Here is an 18,599-nt window from a genome sequence, read left to right as displayed (position 1 = left end):
GCGTCTCTTTCTTCGCTTCTCCTATTCGTACCCACTCCTCTTTCTGCTCATGCTCTCCACCATCCACACCGTTTCCATCAACGGTCTTGACGCTTCGCGCGTGTTGATCGAAGTCAATGTCACAAAAACCGAAGGCGTTCGCGATCCGCTTTTCCTCATGGTCGGCCTTCCCGACAATGCCGTCCGCGAAAGTCGCACCCGCGTGCGTTCGGCCATGGAAAACAGCGGCTATTCCATTCGCGGAGCGGCCGATGTGGCCGTCAATTTCGCACCGGCCGACATCAGAAAAGAAGGCAGCGGCTACGATCTCCCTCTGGCCATCGGCATCCTCTTGTCACACGGTCTTCTCCACTGCGAGCCGGATCAAATGAAGCGGTTCATGTTTGTCGGCGAATTGGGTTTGGACGGCACGCTCCGCGCCGTTCGAGGTGTGTTGCCCACGGCCATATTGGCACGCCGCATGGGCTACGAAGCCCTTTTCGTACCCGAAGAAAACGTGCGTGAAGCCGCCGTTGTCGATCGCTTGCAAGTGTTCGGCGTGCGCAATCTCTCCGAGGTCGTCCAACACTTGGAAGGCACAACCCTCATTCGCCCCACAGTGGTAGACACCCGCGCCGAGTTTTACGCCGCACAAACCGACTTTCCCCACGATTTCAGCGAAGTCAAAGGCCAACCGGCCGCCAAACGGGCTTTTGAAGTGGCAGCAGCCGGCGGCCACAACATTCTTCTCGTCGGCAGTCCCGGATGCGGCAAGAGCATGATGGCCAAACGCCTGCCTTCCATACTGCCGCCGCTATCACCGGCAGAAAGCCTCGAAACGACACAAATACACTCCGTGGCCGGAAAACTTCAACGAGGCGACACGCTCATCGCCACACGCCCCTTTCGCGCCCCTCACCACACCATTTCCGACGTTGCACTCATCGGCGGAGGCTCCACCATGCAGCCCGGCGAAGTGAGCCTTGCCCACAACGGCGTGCTCTTTTTAGACGAATTTCCCGAATATGGCAAGAATGCGCTCGAAACCCTTCGGCAACCCCTCGAAGACCGACAGCTCACCATTTCCCGCGCACGCTACAACGTGACCCTGCCCTGTTCCGTCATGCTCGTTGCCGCCATGAACCCTTGTCCCTGCGGCTACTACAACGACCCTTCGCACCGTTGCACCTGCCGCCCCGGTCAGGTGCAACGCTACATGAGCCGCATCAGCGGCCCCCTGCTCGACCGCATCGACCTGCAAGTGGAAGTGGTGCCCGTTTCGGTCAGCGAACTGTCCACCGCTCCCGACGGCGAACCTTCGGCCGCCATACGCCAACGGGTGGTGGCGGCACGCGAACGGCAGACAAAACGATTTGCCGACATCGACGGCGTACACTGCAACGCTCAGATGAGCGCACGCCACATCAAGACTTTCGTGCACTTGGACAACCATGCCCGGCGTTCCCTCGACATCGCCATGCAACGCCTTTCTCTCTCGGCACGAGCGCACGAGCGCATTCTCAAAGTGGCACTCACCATCGCAGATTTGGAAGGGACGGACATCATCAAACCGTCGCACATCGCCGAGGCCATCGGCTACCGCAATCTCGATCGCGGCAACTGGGGCGAATAGCCGCACCGGCAGCAACTTCCGTGTGAACAACGCGCCTCTTCCCGAAGCGTTTCCCCGATGTTTCCGCAACGCGTTCACGCCGACGGCGGCAGGGAGCAGACAGTGCAAAAGCAAACCATAAGCAGCCACCCCAAAAACATAATGGGAAGAAAGCGTCACGGCATTGGAGCTAAAAAAAACGGGCTCTGAGGTAAGCGTTTCTATCTTTGAGGTAGACAATTTTGCCTCGTCGGCAAACGTGCGAAAACTCCTCCCTCGCGCGCACGCGCGCGTTTCTTGTGTTTTAATTTTGCCTTCACTGCCTTCGCAAAATGAGATAATTATCTGTTTTTCTGACACTTTCGTGCGAAGGTAAGTGAAGGCAAAACGAAATTTTATTTTGCAATCATCTGAAAGTCACCCCGTTGCGTCGATTTTTTGCCTTCACCATCCTCGAAAAGGGCGGTTTTCTCGCGGAACAGGTGAAAGGAGGTGAAAGCAAAAGAGAGTTTTGCCTTCACCGTAAGAGCATCTTTTTCAGCAGCTTACGATACACGAAAAAAGTTTGCCTTCACTTGCCTTCGCAAGGAACACGTTGACAGTCAAAGAGAAAGGCGTTTTTGCGAAGGCAAAACGGCAAAAAACAAAAAACAGGGTGGGAAAACGCCCGAAAAGCGCGGTTTCATCGGAAAGAGCGAGTGAGCAAGAGCGGAAACAGGTTCGGCAAAAGGAAAGGGCGGAAGCAGCGGATGGACGGCCAAAAGATTTTCGCGCGGCAAATCCCACATGGGATTTGCCGCGCGAAAATGTGAGGGGTGTTTGCAAAGATAAACACCGAACGGACAACAATGCGGAGAAGATTGGCATTGATGCCGAAGAATACATTAGGACAATACGCCCAACTCCTTGCCGACTTTGATGAAAGCCTCAATGCAGCGATCGAGCTGCGGACGAGTGTGGCCGGCTGAGATCTGAACGCGGATGCGGGCTTGGTCTTTGGGCACGACGGGGTAGTAAAATCCGGTGACGTAGATGCCCTCTTCCTGCAACTTGGCGGCGTAAACCTGCGAGAGTTTGGCGTCGTAGAGCATCACGGCGCAAATGGCGCTTTGGGTGGGTTTGATGTCGAAACCGGCGGCCTGCATACGCGTGCGGAAATAATCGACGTTTTCGACCAGACGGTCGTGAATTTCATTGCTCTCGTCGAGAATTTTGAAAGTTTCGATGGCCGCACCGACGACCGAAGGGGGAATGGAATTGGAGAAAAGATAGGGACGGCTGCGCTGACGCAACATGTCAATGATTTCTTTTTTGCCGGTGGTAAATCCACCGACGGCTCCGCCAAAGGCTTTGCCGAGGGTGCCGGTGTAAATATCAACGCGGTCGTAGGTGTTGAAAAACTCCGAAACGCCGCGACCGGTTTTACCCACTACGCCGGCCGAGTGGCTCTCATCGACCATGACGAGGGCGTCGTATTTTTCGGCCAAGTCGCAAATCTTGTCTATCGGAGCGACATTGCCGTCCATGGAGAAGACTCCGTCGGTGACGATGATGCGGAAACGCTGTGCCTGCGCGGCTTGGAGTTGGCGTTCGAGATCGGCCATGTCGGCATTGGCATAGCGATAGCGTTGGGCTTTGCACAAGCGCACGCCGTCGATGATGGAGGCGTGGTTGAGGGCGTCGCTGATAATGGCGTCTTCGGCCGTGAGGAGAGGTTCGAACACACCACCGTTGGCATCGAAACAAGCGGCATAGAGAATGGTGTCTTCGGTGCGGAAATAGCGGCTAATGGAGGCTTCGAGCTGCTTGTGGAGATCTTGCGTGCCGCAGATGAAGCGCACGGACGACATGCCGTAGCCGCGGGCGTCCATGGCATCTTTGGCGGCTTGAATGAGGCGCGGATGATTGGACAGGCCAAGATAGTTGTTGGCACAGAAGTTGAGCACGGACTTGCCACCAACTTTGATTTCGGCTTGTTGGGGGCTTTCGATGAGTCGCTCGGTTTTGTAAAGGCCGGCCTCGCGAATGGCGGACAGTTCGGTTTGGAGATGTTGCTGAAATTTACCGTACATAATGTTGTGGTTCTTTGAATTTTGCGAAGCAAAGGTACGTGTTAAAATCGAGAAACCGCTTTTTTCTCTCAAAAAAAAGAACGGAACTGATGTACCACTGTACACGAGTCCGTTCAAGAAACTATAAATACGAGAAATGCTTTCTGAGAAAAATTACGCCGCCTCGTGAAAAGAGGGTCGACGATGTTGAAGAGGGGGGAGGATTTTACTTTTTGAGCTGCAAGCCTAATCGCAAACCGGTATAATTATTTAGCATAGAGGTAAAACCGCCCATGGAAGCGATCGTACCGCTCTGTTCAAGCAGGCCGGAGGTTGCATTGAGCAAAGCGAGCAGCTTGTCGGCTTTGAAAAGGAGACTGATCCCCCGGGAAGTACGCACTATATGAGGTCGAAAGATGAAGAAGCCTCCCATGGCGGAGAGAATCAACACTTTGTCAGATTTGTTCAACTGATAGGTGCCACTGAATGTTTTTCCGTTCATAATGGCAGTGAAAGTTTTGTCGGCTTTAAAAGTGAAAGTGGTAGTACCCTTTCGAATACCGAAAGCCTCCATCTTTTCGTCAATCTGATTCTCGAGTTTTGCCGCCATCACCATTCCTCCTGCCTGCGCAAGCAGATTTTGGCTGTCAAACACAGCATCAACCCCATTGTAATGCCATGTGCCGAGAAGTTCTTGCTCCGTCACCGCGACACCACTTTGTAAAGAAGAGAAGACATTCTCCAAAATACCTGTGCCTGTTTTTGCTGTATTTTGCACTTTGGAATCGGATCTCACAGTGTTTTGAAACATAGAACCTGTAAGAGCGTTGCTCGGTGTGCTGCACGAAGATAGAAGCACGCTGCCGAGCAGCAGTATAGAGAAGAGTTTTTTGGTTGTCATTCTTTTATTTTATACCGCAAATATAGACTCTTTCATCGATTCAGCCAAATTTATTTGCAGAAAAAACAGGAATTATGCGACATTTTTTATCTTTATCGCTATTTCCTTGAAAAATAAGTAATGTATAGTTTTTTGTATCAATAATTATACAAAAACAATTCTCAACAAAAAATCCCGACACATAATTTTCGTTCCGAATAAAGAATCAAAAAAACATGAGCTTCAAACATTTAGAAGCCTTAAAGGAAAACACCTTTTAACGGAAGGAAGCTTGCTCCATCTTGCAAATTGTTCTACTTTTGCGTTTGTTTTTTACGTATCAAAGGAAAGAAAGTGGTCTTTCCTGCCACTTTTTAGACAAAAAACATTCTATTATTTCAACCATTAAGTTCAAATTGCAAGATGATACGAAAACACTACTTTCGCCCCCCAAAATCATCTGCATACATTTTTCCATTTATGACAATGAAACACTTACCACTCAATCCTCGTTTCCTTTTTCTTTTCGTTATCGGAGGTCTCTCAACCTGCTTATTTTCAGCTTGTGAAAAAGAGATGACCGACGAAGTTGCTATCCGAAAAAATAGACAAGCAAATGCGGACATCACCGTAACTCCTCAAAGCGACATCGAACTATCGGAAAACAATGGGAAAAGTAAAATTTTGGTATTAGACTTCACCGGGCAATACTGTCCTTATTGTCCTCCTATTATGAAAGGACTACAAAAAAGAATAAGCGAAACAGCAGAAGGGCATGAAAATATCTTTTTGGTCAGTATGCATCCCTTCTACAAATTTTCTCCAAGTTTTTATTCTTACGATGCTGAACAATATGCCGGTTTTTTTAAAATCAGGGGACTTCCCAACGTCGTAACCAATTACCAAAAAATCGGTCATTTCCCTGATTTTAACATGCTTTTGAACCAACGTCCGCAAGTGATTTCAGGCTTTGTACTCGAACGTCTGGACAAAAACTCCGTCAAAGCCACTTTCAAAGGCAAAAGTCTCGAAGGTGCTGAAATTGCTCCTGAGACGAGAGTGATGTTTTGGTTGATCGAGAAAGAATTGATAGGATCACAAAAAGATGGTTTTAATTACATCTCAAATTACACCCATCATAACGTGTTCAGAGCCACTCTGAATGGATATAAAGGAGAACACTACCAACTCGGCAAAACGTTCGAAAAAAATCTCAGAGTAGATCCTACCAACAATGGGAATAGTTGGAGAGCCATCAACCTCGAGAACTGCATGATTTTGGGTATTCTGCTCGATGCTGAAAGCAAAAAAGTGTTGAGTGTGAGTTCGCACGATGTTCCCTCTATTCCCACCGGCATCCGTCGCATTAGAAAATAATCGTTCGTCATGAAAAAAACTTTGTTTCTATTTCTTCTCTTGCTCTTCACCCTCTCCGGACGGGCACAACTTCCGCAAATCACACTCAAAAACATCGGCGGAAAAGAAGTGAATGTATCGCAACTCACAACAGAAGGACGTCCCGTGATCATCAGTTTCTTTGCGACATGGTGCAAACCTTGCCTGCGCGAACTTTCAGCCATTCACGAGGTGTATGAAGATTGGCAAGCCGAAACCGGTGTAAAATTGGTAGCTGTCTCGATCGACGAGGGAGCAACCAGTCTGAAAGTTAAACCCTTGGCGCAATCGCTCGATTGGCAGTATGAAGTTTTACTTGATCCCAACAGCGATCTCAAACGCGCATTGCAGGTGCAGTTGGTTCCGACAGTGATCGTAGTCGACGGAAAGGGACACATTGTCTATCGCCACTCCGGATATTCGGAAGGATCGGAAGAGGAAATCATTGCACAAGTTCGCAAAACGCTGAAACGATGAAGAATAGCTTTTTTTTTCTCGCACTCGTGTTAGGTACAACGGCGTTTGCACAAACCGACACCACACACCGTAAAGGTGGAGAGTGGACAAAATGGGATGCAGCCATAAGCCTACAAGCCGAAGCGCACCACTCGACACGCAAAGATGCCCTGCGCAACACGGCCAATACTTATGTTGTGGGAACGGTGCAAAACAAATATGTGGAAATCGGCGGTCGCTACGAACACCTCACACAACCCCTACCCGGACACGAAGCCGAACGCGGGCACGGGTTGGCACATCTCTATGCAAAAGTGAGGCGCAGCGGTTGGGGAGAAATTACCTTAGGAGATTTCTATGAGCAATTGGGAAGCGGCATAGCTTTCAGAGCCTACGAAGACCGCGCGCTCGGCATCGACAATGCCGTGAGAGGCGGTCGCATCGTGATTATGCCCTTTCGAGGGTTGACACTCAAAGGTTTAGCCGGACAACAGCGTTTGCACTTCGACCGCAACGGAAAAATCTTTCAATCGCAACGCGGATACGTCGGAGCGACCGATGCCGAATATCGTTTTGAAATGTCCGGACAACAATTCAGTTTGGGCGCGACAATGGTGGGTTGGCACGAGGAGCAAACCCCGATTAAACGATTTGAAAACGGTGTGTTAAAACGCTTCCGGCAACCGGAAAATCATGGAATATGGGCAGCACGATTGGGATACACGGGCGGAAAAGCGGATGTTTATTTCGAGCATGCCACAAAAACCGCAAATCCCAACGCCGCAAATTTCTACACGCTGCGCAGCGGACAGGTGCAAATGCTGACCTTTTCGTATGCAGACAGAGGTTGGGGAGTGATGCTGGGTGCAAGACGATCCGACAACTTCGACAACCACTCCCTGCGTACGGAAACGGGCAATGACCAGCGCATCAACCACCTCCCTCCTTTTGCTCCGGAACAATCATACACATTGGCTGCCTTGCACCCCTATGCCACACAACCGCAAAGCGAATGGGCTTGGCAGGCCGAAGGACGATATTTACTCAAAAGAGGGACTGCTCTCGGCGGTCGATATGGTGCACGGCTCAAAGTCTCGGCGGCCTACGTAAATGCACTCGACCGTGCAACGACAAGCCAAGAGGCTTACACCCACGGCAGAAGACCGTCGTACTTCGGACACGGCGAAAAACTGTTTCACGACTTCACGTTTGAAGTGAGCAAAAAGATTTCAGCCTCCTATTCTTTCACCGCGCTCTATTCTCATCAGGACTACAACCAGCGCGCCATTGAAGGGCATGCCGACAACGGAAACCACGTGAAGAGCCATATTTTCGTGTATGACGGCAAACATCGCTTGAACAAGAAAATCACGCTGCGCACCGAACTCCAATATCTCCACTCGAAACAAGCAGACGGCAACTGGCTGTATGGCATGGCGGAATTGTCCGTGGCACCCTATTTGGTGTTTTCCGTGTCCGATCAATGGAACAGCAGCCGGAGCAACCGCCACTACCCCATGCTGTCCGTGGCAGGCACTTACAAAGCCCACCGCCTGCAATTGGGAGTAGGCAAAACACGCGAGGGCATCAATTGCTCCGGCGGAGTATGTCGTCTCATGCCCGCCACCGAAGGGGCTTACCTTTCTTACACACTAAATTTCTGACATTGAGATATTATCACCTCTGACAAATATACTTCTGAAAATGATTACATTAAATTTCCGACGGGAAGATTATTGTTTTCAAAAAAACAGATGAAATCTTGTCAGACTCAACTTTGATCTCTCACATATGAAAATTTTCAACCTTTTCTTTTCAGCCCTTTTGCTCTTTGCTGCCTGCAACACTTCGGGAGGTTGGGAGGAAGAACCGTTTACGGAACTTCCTTCGGCCGATCGCACGCATATTTTGGTGGAAGAGTTTACGGGGCAACGTTGCATCAACTGCCCCGAAGCCGCTGCCGAACTGCAACGCATTGCCAAAAATCTCTCTCCACACGCCATCATCGTCAGTATGCACGCCCCCCGGTCGGGACAAACGCTCCCTGCGCTGGCAACGAAGAATGCCGACCACTACGCCAAGGCTCTTCAAATTCCCCAAAGTGCTCCGCACGTTTCGTTTAATCGCAAGAAGATTGATGGCGAAAAACGCTATCTCACGCAACGAGCCGCTTGGGAAAGTGCGCTTCTACACGCCGTACATACTCCTGCAAACTATCGCATCGACCTGAAAGCAGAAATAAAAAACGGTCAGATTGAGATCCGTACCGAAATTCAGCGACGCAGTTCGAAATGGCATTCGGCAGCGTTACAGCTTTGGGTGGTGGAAGACATACGAGCCTCACAATACACGCTCGGCGGAGTGCGACAAGACTATTTTCATCACAACGTGTTCAGAGATGCGCTCAACGGGCTGTCGGGAGAGATGCTCACTCCCTCCTCGGAAAAGTCTTTGACGCTGCAACACCGTGTGGCGATACCTTCAAACGTGGCAGCGGCCGCCAATGCCAAGGTCGTGGCTTTTGTGGTCGATCGCGTTTCGGGCGAAGTGCTCGAAGCCGCCATTTGTCCGCTTGGGAAAGGCATATTGGAAGACACTCCCGAAACGCCGGAGCCTCCCGTAAAACCCGAAGTGGAAAAAGATGACAACATTTGGTTTTCGACGACGGGCGAAAATCCGCAATCGCTTTACAATGGCGAAACCTTAGTGACGGAAAAAGCGATACGTTTCGGTCAAACTCAGGTAGAAACGCCGGCACTTGTGCCGCATCCGGGCAAGGTGCATGGAAACGGACGCTACCGCCTCGTCATCACCAAGCTCGACCACCTCGACGATGCGCAATGCGGCATTTCCGAAGTATGCGCGGAAGGATTGTGCTCCCCCTCCGAAGATTTCTCCCAAACCACCAAAGATTTCACTATCGGCGACAATCTTTCTTTCCCTCAATTCTTGTCCGTACACTATTTAATTTCGGACGAAAAGGTGAACACGGCCGATGTCTACAAGGTGAAAATCAGCTTGCAGAAAGATGACACCGAAGTGGCACACTATTTCGTGGAATTTCACTATGATCCCAAATTGGTAAAAGAGTTCTAAGCCTATTTTCATAGGCTCGGTTGGGCAGTCTGTGAAAAAACAGATTGCCCAACCGTTTTTATATTCGATTTTCCCAAAAACGCACCGTTTTCCGTTTCCCGTTTCTCCATGAAAATACATGCACCCTTCTCATAAGAACTCTACAATTTGCCTCTTTTACAAAAAAGACATAAATTTGTAGCCATATTCAAAAAAGACGACTCTATGATGCAAAAATTGCTATCTCTCCCTCCAAACGTTGTCGATTATTTTCACGACATCAGCGGTCTGTCGCGCGATGAGTTTTTCTGCACTTCTGACCCCGTCGGCCAAAAGCTGGGAAGCGGCGGCGGCACGACATGGTTGCTCGACGAAGCCTTCAAAGCCGACGAAGAAAAAGATTTCTTCCAATGGCTCGGCCGCGAGAAGAGGATACTCTTACACGCCGGCGGACAAAGTCGCCGACTGCCGGCCTATGCCTCTTGCGGAAAAGTTTTGTTGCCCATCCCCGTTTTTCGTTGGGCAAGAGGACAGAAACTCGATCAGACCCTGCTTGATCTTCAATTGCCGCTTTATGAAAAGATCATGAACCAAGCTCCCGACTCGCTGCACACCCTCATCGCGAGCGGCGATGTTTATATCCGTTCGACCGAGCCGCTACAAGCCATTCCCCAAGCCGATGTTGTGTGCTATGGGCTGTGGGCAGAGCCGTCTTTGGCCAAAAACCACGGTGTGTTTCTGATGAATAGAAACAGTCCGGAACGCTTGGCCTTCATGCTCCAAAAACCGAGCATAGAGCAACTTGCCGAACTCACCGCCACTCACCTCTCGCTGATGGACATCGGTATTTGGTTACTCAGCGACAGAGCCGTCGATATTCTCCGTCGCCACTCTCTCGACCCGCAAGGCCGGCGCACGCCCTACGATCTCTATTCCGAATTCGGCTGTTCTCTCGGCACCCACCCCACACGGCACGACGCCGAAACCGCTACCCTCTCGGTGGCCATTCTGCCGCTGCCGGGCGGAGAGTTCTACCACTTCGGCACCACTCCCGAAATCATCTCTTCCACGGCCTCGCTTCAAAACGTGGTGAAAGATCAGCGGCTCATCATTCAAAAAGACGTGAAGAAACATCCCGCGATGTTCACCCAAAACGCCAAGATAGACATCTCCCTCACGGCCGACAACAATCATCTCTGGATAGAAAACTCCCACATCTCTTCCGGCTGGAAGATTGCCAACTGTCACGCCATAACAGGCGTGCCCGAAAACAACTGGAAGCTCACCCTGAAAGCCGGGCAATGCGTGGACATTCTGCCCTACGGCACCCACCAATACGTATTGCGCCCTTATGGTTTCAAAGATGCTTTCAGAGGAGATGTCACTTCTCCCTCCACTCATTTTCTCGGACACCCGATGCCCGAATGGTTGGAAGCCCATGGCGTTTCGTCCTCGGACTTAGTCGTCACGGACGACCTTCAAAGCGCGCTTCTGTTTCCCGTATGCGAAGACACCGACGAGCTGCACCGACTTCTGACATGGATGCTGGCCGACCGCCCTCTCGAAGACCTCTCCGGTCTGTGGCGCAGCAAAAAACGCCTCAGTGCCGACGGCATTGCCGCCGAAGCCAACCTGTTGCGACAGGAAGAGCAACGCCGCGCCTACCGCAAACAAAACCTCATACAGATTTCAACAAATCATTGCAAGAGCGTATTCTATCAGATCAACCTCAACGACACAGCTCAAAAATTTGTTGAAAACAACATCGAACTCCCGCCTCCCGTGGGCGAAGACGTCGCGCTCCTCCACCAAATACGCGACGCCATGTTTCGCTCCCGCATGCAGGTGCTTCGGGGAGAAGACGGCACAGCCGAGGAACAACGGGCTTTTTCACTCCTGCAAACCGGTTTGACCGCCTCCGCACACCACAGCCTTCAAACCCCGCATCTCGACATCTGTCAGGATCAAATCGTTTGGGGACGTTCGGCCGTTCGCATCGACGTGGCCGGAGGTTGGACAGACACGCCCCCCTATTGCCTCAACGCCGGCGGGAATGTGGTGAACCTCGCCATCGAGCTCAACGGGCAGCAACCGCTTCAAGTCTACGTCAAACCCTCGAAAATGCTCAACATCACCTGTCGCAGCATCGACCTCGGTGCGTTGGAAGTGATCGAAACCTTCGAGGAATTGCAGCAATTCAACAAAGTAGGTTCTCCTTTCTCCATTCCCAAAGCCGCCCTCGCCCTTTGCGGCTTCCTACCGCAGTTTTCCACGGAGTCCCACCCCACTCTGCGCGATTGCCTCGCCGCTTTCGGCAGTGGCATCGAAATCACCCTGCTCGCCGCCATACCCGCCGGTTCGGGACTGGGCACAAGCAGCATCCTTGCCGCCACCGTGTTGGGAGCACTCTCCGATTTCTGCGGATTGGGTTGGGACAAGACCACGATAGGCAATAGAACGCTCATTCTCGAACAACTGCTCACCACGGGCGGCGGTTGGCAAGATCAGTTCGGCGGCGTGCTCCACGGCGTGAAACTCCTTCAAACCTCCTCCGGCTTCGACCAAAGCCCCGTGGCGCGCTGGTTGCCAGACACCCTCTTTACCTCCCCCGAATATCGCCCATGTCATCTGCTCTACTACACCGGCATCACCCGAACGGCGAAACATATTTTGGCGGAAATCGTGCGTGGCATGTTCCTCAACAACACCACGCACCTGGAACTGCTCGACGAGATGAAGCAACACGCCCTCAACATGTTTGACGCTTTGCAGCGCGGCGACCTCGACATGTACGGCCGTCTTGTCAGAAAAACTTGGCAGCAAAACAAAACTCTCGATTCCGGCACCGAGCCACCTGCCGTTGCCGAATTGTGCCGCCGCATCGACGACCTCTGTATCGGCTACAAACTTCCCGGTGCGGGCGGGGGCGGCTACCTCTACATGGTGGCCAAAGATCCCGAAGCCGCCGCACGTATCAAGACTCTCCTCAACGAATCTCCGCTCACCCCCACTTCTCGCTTTGTCGAGATGAAACTTTCTCACAAAGGTTTGCAGGTAAGTCGCAGTTGAAGCCGGTTAACGCCTCTACTATTGGTGTCCGATAAAGTTTTTGTTGTCTGAAAACTTTATCGGGCACCGTCTTTCGGACACTGCCACAGTGTCTTGCCGTGCGATGAAACTCGAAACCCATTTCCTCACACAGATATAAAAAACAGCACCTATACCACAAGGATATGGGTGCTGTTTTTTTGCACTATACACGAACGAGAGGTTCGTCGTGTCACAGTTTAAGTATTGAGCTTTTGCTTCACTTCGATTTCTTGGAAAGTTTCGATCACGTCGCCCTCCTTGATGTCGTTGCAACCTTGGAGCGAGATACCGCATTCGAAGTTGGTCGTCACTTCTTTCACATCATCCTTGAAGCGTTTGAGTGCGGCGATTTCTCCGGTGAACACCACCACTCCGTCGCGGATGAGGCGTGCTTTGTTTTGGCGCGACACTTTTCCGTCTACGACATAGGCACCGGCGATGTAGCCCACCTTGGAAATGTGGAACACCTGACGGACTTCGACCATGGCCGTGATTTCTTCCTTGACGATCGGTTTGAGCATGCCCTCCATGGCCTCCTTGACTTCTTCGATAGCATCGTAGATGATGGAGTATTGGCGGATGTCCACACCCTCTTTTTCCGCAAGTTTTCTTGCACCTGCCGAAGGTCTGACTTGGAAACCGATGATGACAGCCTTTGATGCTGCGGCAAGAGTGACGTCGTTTTCCGAGATTTGTCCCACGCCTTTGTGGATGACATTGATGGCAATCGTTTCGGTCGAGAGTTTGATGAACGAGTCGCTGAGTGCCTGTACGGATCCGTCCACGTCGCCCTTGACAACGATATTGAGCTCTTGGTAGTCGCCCAATTGCAGACGGCGTCCGATTTCGTCGAGGGTGAGCATTTTGGAGGTTCGCAAGTTTTGCTCGCGTTGGAGTTGCAGGCGTTTGTTGGCAATTTCGCGTGCTTCCTGCTCGGTTTCCATCACATTGAATTGGTCGCCGGCTTGCGGCGCTCCGTTGAAACCGAGAATGGTGGCGGCATGCGAGGGTGCCACCTTTTCAACACGCTGTCCGCGTTCGTTGAAGAGAGCCTTCACGCGGCCGAAGTTTGTGCCGGCCACGAGGATGTCGCCTTGGTGCAGCGTTCCGTTGGACACCAATACCGTTGAAACATAACCGCGTCCTTTGTCGAGCGAACTCTCGATGATGGTGCCGACTGCACGACGGTTGGGGTTGGCTTTGAGTTCGAGCATGTCGGCTTCGAGCAATACTTTTTCAAGCAACTCGTAGACGCCGAGTCCCGACTTGGCCGAAATGTCTTGCGACTGATATTTTCCGCCCCATTCCTCGACGAGGAAGTTCATTGAGGCAAGGGTGGTTTTGATGGCATCGGGGTTGGCGGCAGGTTTGTCGACCTTGTTGATGGCGAAAACGATGGGCACTCCTGCGGCCACGGCATGGTTGATGGCCTCTTTGGTTTGGGGCATCACGTTGTCGTCGGCGGCAATGATGATAATGGCAATGTCGGTGACTTGTGCACCGCGGGCACGCATGGCCGTAAAGGCTTCGTGACCGGGAGTGTCGAGGAACGTGATTTCTCTTCCGTTTTTCAAGCGCACGTTGTAAGCTCCGATGTGTTGGGTGATACCTCCGGCCTCTCCGGCAATGACGTTGGCGTTGCGGATGTGGTCGAGAAGAGAAGTCTTACCATGGTCTACGTGTCCCATGACGGTCACGATTGGGGCACGTTCGCGAAGATCTTCTTCGTTGTCGACCTCTTCGATGATCGCCTCCTGCACTTCGGCCGAAACAAATTCGGTGGAAAAACCAAATTCCGAAGCCACCATTTCGATTGTTTCTTGATCGAGGCGTTGGTTGATAGACACCATGATGCCGATGCTCATGCATGTTCCGATGACTTTGTTGACGGGCACGTCCATCATCGTGGCCAACTCGTTGGCCGTCACAAATTCTGTGAGCTTCAACACGCTGCTTTCGGCGTCGAGCTTCATGAGTTCTTCCTCTTGACGCTCGCGTGCGGCATCGCGTTTTTCCTTGCGGTATTTCGAGCCTTTGCCCTTGCCCACGCCTTTGGCTTGCAAGCGCGCCAAGGTTTCTTTCACTTGTTTGGCCACGTCTTCGTCCGAAGGTGCTGCGGGCGGTGTGTGTTTGCCTTTTTTGCCTTTGCCTTGGTTTTGGTTGGCGTTGCGGTTGGCCTTGTTGTTTTTGTTGGCATTTCCGCTGCCGGCAGTGTTGTTTTTCTTGGCTTCGGCCGTCACGTCCACCCGTTCCGTGCCGATGCGACTGCGTTTTTTCTTGTCGGCAGTGCCGGAGGCACGTTTTTCGTCGCGCTCCTTTTTGCGTTCTTCTTTGCTTTTCTTTTTTGGGCGTGTGGTTTGGTTGATCGAACTGAGATCGATCGTTCCCAACACTTTGGGTCCTGCAAGTTGAGGTTCGGTGTTGAGTTTGTAAACGCCGTCTTCGTCTTCGCTTCCCAAGGCTGCTGCACGTGCTTCCACCGAGTTCTTTTCCGCACTCGAATCACTTGTGTTCGAAACAGTTTCCGTTTCCTCCTTCGCTTCCGCCTTTTCCGCCTCTTTCGGTGCTTCGGCTTTCACTTCGGTCTTCGTTTCTTGTTTTTGGTTTTTGGTTTTGGATGCGGCCTTGGGTGCCTTTTGTGCTTCGAGGTCGATGTGTCCGACGGTGCGGAGCGACGGGCGGAGTTCTTCGGGCACCTCGGCCTTTATGGTTTCTTCGCTCTTCGGCTCTTGTTTTTCCATTTGTTCGTCGGCAACTTTTGGTTTCGCCTCGCTCTCGGTCTTCGTTTCGCTTTGGCGGTCGTCTTCCTCTTGTGCGGCGGCTTTGGCCGCTTCGCGTTCGGCACGTTCTTCTTCCCGCTCCGCACGTTTTTCTTCGCGTCGGTGGTTGAAGAGCTTTTCGGCTTCGGTGCGCTGATCCTTGTCGGCGGCAAAGAGTTTTTTCAGCAACTCGTATTGCTCGTCGTTGATTTTGGAATTGAGGTTGGCTTCGACTTCGTGGCCTTGCTCTTTGAGGGTGTCTACCACGCGTTGGAGGCTGACGTTGAATTCTTTTATGGCTTTGCTTAATCTCATGTTCTTGGAGTGAGTGAAATTGAGGTGGAACGCGTAACTTGTTAAAACGCAGCTTTGCCGACGATGTTTTTCGTCGGCAAAACATGCTGTCAGCTCTCGCCCTCCTCAAACTCGGCGCGCAATACGCCAAGCATGTGGTCGACGGTGTCTTCTTCGAGATCGGCCTTCTCGACAATCATGTCGCGAGGTGCATTGAGCACTTCGCGTGCAGTGCGGAGTCCCATGGCTTTGACGGCATCGATGACCCATTGGTCGATTTCGTCGGAGAACTCGTCGAGATAGATGTCTTCCACGTCTTGTTCGCCCTCGACTTCACGGAACACATCGATGGTGTAGCCCGTGAGCATGGAGGCGAGTTTGATGTTTTGTCCGCCCTTTCCGATGGCCAAACTGACCTGATCGGGTTGGAGGAATACTTCGGCTTTTTTCTCCTCTTCGTTGAGTACGATGTTGCTCACGCGTGCCGGATTGAGTGCGCGCTGGATGTAGAGCATGGCGTTTGAGGAGTATTGTACGACGTCGATGTTTTCGTTTTTCAGTTCGCGCACGATGCTGTGGATGCGCGTTCCTTTCACGCCCACGCATGCACCGACGGGGTCGATATTGGAGTCGTAGCTTTCGACCGAAATTTTGGCTCTCTCGCCGGGAATGCGAGCCACTCCGCGGAGGATAATGACTCCGTCGGCGATTTCGGGGATTTCCTGTTCAAGCAAACGGCGCAGGAACATGGGGCTGGTGCGCGACAGATAGATTTTGGGGTTTCCGTTGGCGTTGTCTACGCGGTCGATGACGGCGCGCACATGTTCGCCCTTGTGATAGAAATCGCGCGGAATTTGTTGCGATTTGGGCAGCAGCAGGTCGTTTTTCTCGTCGTCTACGAGCAAGGTTTCGTTTTTCCAAGTCTGATAGACTTCGGCCGAAACGATTTCGCCCTCGCGGTCTTTGTATTTGTTGTAGAGGGAGTCGTGTTCGAGTTCGAGAATTTTGCTGGCCAAGGTTTGGCGCAGGGTGAGAATGGCTCTTCGTCCGAAACTGGCAAATTCGATGTGTTCGGACACTTCTTCGCCCACCTCGAAGTCCGGTTCGATTTTTTGTGCCTCCGAGAGGGCGATTTGTTTGTTTTCGTCTTCCACTTCGCCGTCGGCCACGATTTCGCGGCTGCGCGTGATTTCGAAGTCGCCTTTTTCGGGATTGACTACGACGGTGAAGTTTTCGTCGGAGCCGAAGATTTTGGCGATGACACTGCGAAAGCTCTCTTCGAGGACTCCGAGAAGGGTCGTGTTGTCGATTTTTTTTGTGTCATTGAACTCCGAGAAGGTGTCAATGAGACTAATGGTTTCGGTTTGCTTTTTGGCCATTATGAGGTTGTATTCTTTATTTTTCGATGCGGGGGCCGCCACGCCGATGCGTACACCGACCGATCGCAAGGTGTTCCGTCTTGTTTGTCGGACGGATGCGACAGGTGTGTGGCGTTTCTTTTTTATTTGAAGTCGATGTGGAGCTTCGTCCACTTCACTTGGCTCATCGGGATTTCCGTGCGCACTTCTTGGATGTGCGGTCGTTTTTCGCCGGGAGCTTTCACTTTTTCGAGAGTAACGACGGCGATGGTGTCGGCGTCGGCACTGTCAAGACGTCCGATGAGTTTTCGTCCGTCGGCGATGAGCACTTCGACATCGTCGCCGATGTGGATTTCGTATTGTCGGAGCACTTTGAAAGGTTGTCCGATGCCGGCCGAGCCTACTTCAAGTTCAAAGTCGGCGGCATCACGATCAAGACCGTCTTCGATAAAGCGCGAGAGCGCAACGCAGTCTTCGATCCATACGCCTTCTTCATGGTCGATTTCCACGAGGATGCGGTCGTCGGCACTGATGGCAAGGTCGGCCAGAAAATAGTCTTTGCCTTCGAGCCAACGGTCGACAAGTTGTTGAACCACTTCTTTACTGATCATTCAGCGTGTCGTTTTTTGTTGTATTTTGGGTTTGCGAGTGTGGTTGTCAGACGCAAGTCTTTGCCCGGCGTCTTAAAAACGAAGTGAGAAGCCTGTTGCAAGCCCCTCACTCATATCGCTGCAAATTTACTCATTATCAACGGTACGACCAAATTTTTCGCAAAGAAATGTTGAAAAAACTTGTTTTCGGTCGAAAAAGAACCCTCGACAGCAAAAACTGGCCGCTTTCATCGAACGAATGCGTGCCGTCTCCGTCGGGAAAAGGCACGTGTCGATGAAACCGCCGTTTTTGTGCATCATATACCCCGAAAATGTTGTTTTTGCGTTTTTGCCTCCGCAAAATGAGTCAACGTCTTGAATAGCAGCGACTTGTTTGCGAAGGCAAAGCGGAGGCAAACATTTTTCAGGAAATGCAACTATCTGAAAATCATCATTACTACGGTGAAGGCAAAACAAGGGGTTTGCCTTCACCTCCTTCCGCCTCTTCCCTGCGAGAAATGCACTTTTCGGGGGTGGTGAAGGCAAAAAATCGACGCAATGCGTTGTTTTCCAGCGGATTGCAAACTCCGTTTTTGTTTTGCCTTCACTTGCCTTCACAGATAAACATCATGAAGTCAGCCGGTTATGAGGTTTTGCGAAGGCAGTGAAACTAAAAACTTCAATAAAGGGAATGCGCACGCGCGCGCGTGAGGGCAGAAGGTCGATTTTCGTTTTGGCAGAGAGGCGGACGTCACGGCATTGGAGGAAGAAATTCCTACCTGCGAGGCAGTTTTTTTTAGCTCCATGTTGTATTCGTCAAACTTTGCAATGGCGATCGACGGCCGCCGGCCGTTTTCAACGACCGGAAAGTGGGGAAATCGTAGTTTGAAACAGGGTGACTTCGGGAGAGATTTGTTTTCTGTCATGAAAAACGAAGGGTTTATCAAAAAAACATGCCAAAGATTAAGATTTGAGACCTCTGCAAAATCCTCTTATAAAATTGTCCAATCCGTTCTTTTTCTCGGATTGGACAATTTTGTTTGGAAAATCCCGTGATTTT

Annotated in this window: 12 protein-coding genes; 6 read left to right on the top strand and 6 right to left on the bottom strand. The window is 51.5% G+C overall.

The genetic code is table 11. The features are described 5' to 3' along the window. Positions 1 to 49 precede the first annotated feature (49 nt). The gene (locus EII14_RS04535; RefSeq protein WP_124931376.1) at positions 50 to 1,612 is read left to right on the top strand and encodes a YifB family Mg chelatase-like AAA ATPase; all 1,563 of its coding nucleotides are present in this window, start codon (positions 50 to 52) and stop codon (positions 1,610 to 1,612) included. A gap of 863 nt (positions 1,613 to 2,475) precedes the next feature. Here the strand turns inward: EII14_RS04535 and kbl are convergent. Next, positions 2,476 to 3,663, bottom strand: a complete 1,188-nt coding sequence (gene kbl / locus EII14_RS04530) for a glycine C-acetyltransferase (protein ID WP_124931375.1) — start codon at positions 3,661 to 3,663, stop codon at positions 2,476 to 2,478. A 205-nt stretch (positions 3,664 to 3,868) separates the two neighbouring features. After that, entirely contained in the window at positions 3,869 to 4,543 is a 675-nt protein-coding gene (locus tag EII14_RS04525; protein ID WP_124931374.1) for a lipocalin-like domain-containing protein, read from the bottom strand. 459 nt (positions 4,544 to 5,002) lie between these two features. Here EII14_RS04525 and EII14_RS04520 point away from each other — a divergent pair, with 459 nt between their 5' ends. The 5 genes from EII14_RS04520 to EII14_RS04500 all read left to right on the top strand — a co-directional run bounded on the left by EII14_RS04520 (position 5,003) and on the right by EII14_RS04500 (position 12,517). Continuing rightward, entirely contained in the window at positions 5,003 to 5,899 is an 897-nt protein-coding gene (locus EII14_RS04520; RefSeq protein ID WP_158608322.1) for an Omp28-related outer membrane protein, read from the top strand. Between the two features lie 9 nt (positions 5,900 to 5,908). Further along, complete coding sequence (locus tag EII14_RS04515; RefSeq protein WP_124931372.1) at positions 5,909 to 6,394, top strand: TlpA disulfide reductase family protein; 486 nt, start codon at positions 5,909 to 5,911, stop codon at positions 6,392 to 6,394. After that, positions 6,391 to 8,037 (top strand): DUF6029 family protein, encoded by a 1,647-nt coding sequence (locus tag EII14_RS04510; protein ID WP_124931371.1) that lies wholly within the window; start codon positions 6,391 to 6,393, stop codon positions 8,035 to 8,037. Before EII14_RS04515 ends, EII14_RS04510 begins: the two co-directional genes overlap by 4 nt. Before the next feature lie 127 nt (positions 8,038 to 8,164). Next, positions 8,165 to 9,469, top strand: a complete 1,305-nt coding sequence (locus tag EII14_RS04505) for an Omp28 family outer membrane lipoprotein (RefSeq protein WP_124931370.1) — start codon at positions 8,165 to 8,167, stop codon at positions 9,467 to 9,469. A gap of 204 nt (positions 9,470 to 9,673) precedes the next feature. Then, on the top strand, positions 9,674 to 12,517 hold the full coding sequence (locus EII14_RS04500) for a bifunctional fucokinase/fucose-1-phosphate guanylyltransferase (protein WP_255422097.1): 2,844 nt from the start codon (positions 9,674 to 9,676) through the stop codon (positions 12,515 to 12,517). 218 nt (positions 12,518 to 12,735) lie between these two features. On the opposite strand, the gene infB is transcribed toward EII14_RS04500, so the two are convergent. From infB to EII14_RS04480, 4 genes are all read right to left on the bottom strand, one after another. Continuing rightward, positions 12,736 to 15,612, bottom strand: coding sequence for a translation initiation factor IF-2 (gene infB / locus EII14_RS04495; RefSeq protein ID WP_124931369.1), 2,877 nt, complete (start codon positions 15,610 to 15,612; stop codon positions 12,736 to 12,738). 89 nt (positions 15,613 to 15,701) lie between these two features. Beyond that, the gene (gene nusA / locus EII14_RS04490; protein ID WP_124931404.1) at positions 15,702 to 16,973 is read right to left on the bottom strand and encodes a transcription termination factor NusA; all 1,272 of its coding nucleotides are present in this window, start codon (positions 16,971 to 16,973) and stop codon (positions 15,702 to 15,704) included. A 119-nt stretch (positions 16,974 to 17,092) separates the two neighbouring features. Further along, complete coding sequence (gene rimP / locus EII14_RS04485) at positions 17,093 to 17,560, bottom strand: ribosome assembly cofactor RimP (protein ID WP_124931368.1); 468 nt, start codon at positions 17,558 to 17,560, stop codon at positions 17,093 to 17,095. A 126-nt stretch (positions 17,561 to 17,686) separates the two neighbouring features. Further along, positions 17,687 to 18,157: a hypothetical protein gene (locus EII14_RS04480; protein ID WP_124931367.1), complete on the bottom strand. Its 471-nt coding sequence runs from the start codon at positions 18,155 to 18,157 to the stop codon at positions 17,687 to 17,689. Positions 18,158 to 18,599: the final 442 nt, after the last annotated feature.

Origin of the sequence: Alloprevotella sp. OH1205_COT-284, assembly GCF_003859795.1 — a bacterium.
Taxonomy (GTDB): domain Bacteria; phylum Bacteroidota; class Bacteroidia; order Bacteroidales; family Bacteroidaceae; genus Alloprevotella.
This window is presented reverse-complemented; position numbering and strand designations above follow the sequence as displayed.

What these genes read in the sequence shown, in the direction of transcription:
- EII14_RS04535 (WP_124931376.1), top strand. Translation starts at nt 50, where the DNA reads ATGCTCTCCACCATCCACACCGTTTCCATCAACGGTCTTGACGCTTCG.
- kbl (WP_124931375.1), bottom strand. Translation starts at nt 3,663, where the DNA reads ATGTACGGTAAATTTCAGCAACATCTCCAAACCGAACTGTCCGCCATT.
- EII14_RS04525 (WP_124931374.1), bottom strand. Translation starts at nt 4,543, where the DNA reads ATGACAACCAAAAAACTCTTCTCTATACTGCTGCTCGGCAGCGTGCTT.
- EII14_RS04520 (WP_158608322.1), top strand. Translation starts at nt 5,003, where the DNA reads ATGACAATGAAACACTTACCACTCAATCCTCGTTTCCTTTTTCTTTTC.
- EII14_RS04515 (WP_124931372.1), top strand. Translation starts at nt 5,909, where the DNA reads ATGAAAAAAACTTTGTTTCTATTTCTTCTCTTGCTCTTCACCCTCTCC.
- EII14_RS04510 (WP_124931371.1), top strand. Translation starts at nt 6,391, where the DNA reads ATGAAGAATAGCTTTTTTTTTCTCGCACTCGTGTTAGGTACAACGGCG.
- EII14_RS04505 (WP_124931370.1), top strand. Translation starts at nt 8,165, where the DNA reads ATGAAAATTTTCAACCTTTTCTTTTCAGCCCTTTTGCTCTTTGCTGCC.
- EII14_RS04500 (WP_255422097.1), top strand. Translation starts at nt 9,674, where the DNA reads ATGATGCAAAAATTGCTATCTCTCCCTCCAAACGTTGTCGATTATTTT.
- infB (WP_124931369.1), bottom strand. Translation starts at nt 15,612, where the DNA reads ATGAGATTAAGCAAAGCCATAAAAGAATTCAACGTCAGCCTCCAACGC.
- rimP (WP_124931368.1), bottom strand. Translation starts at nt 17,560, where the DNA reads ATGATCAGTAAAGAAGTGGTTCAACAACTTGTCGACCGTTGGCTCGAA.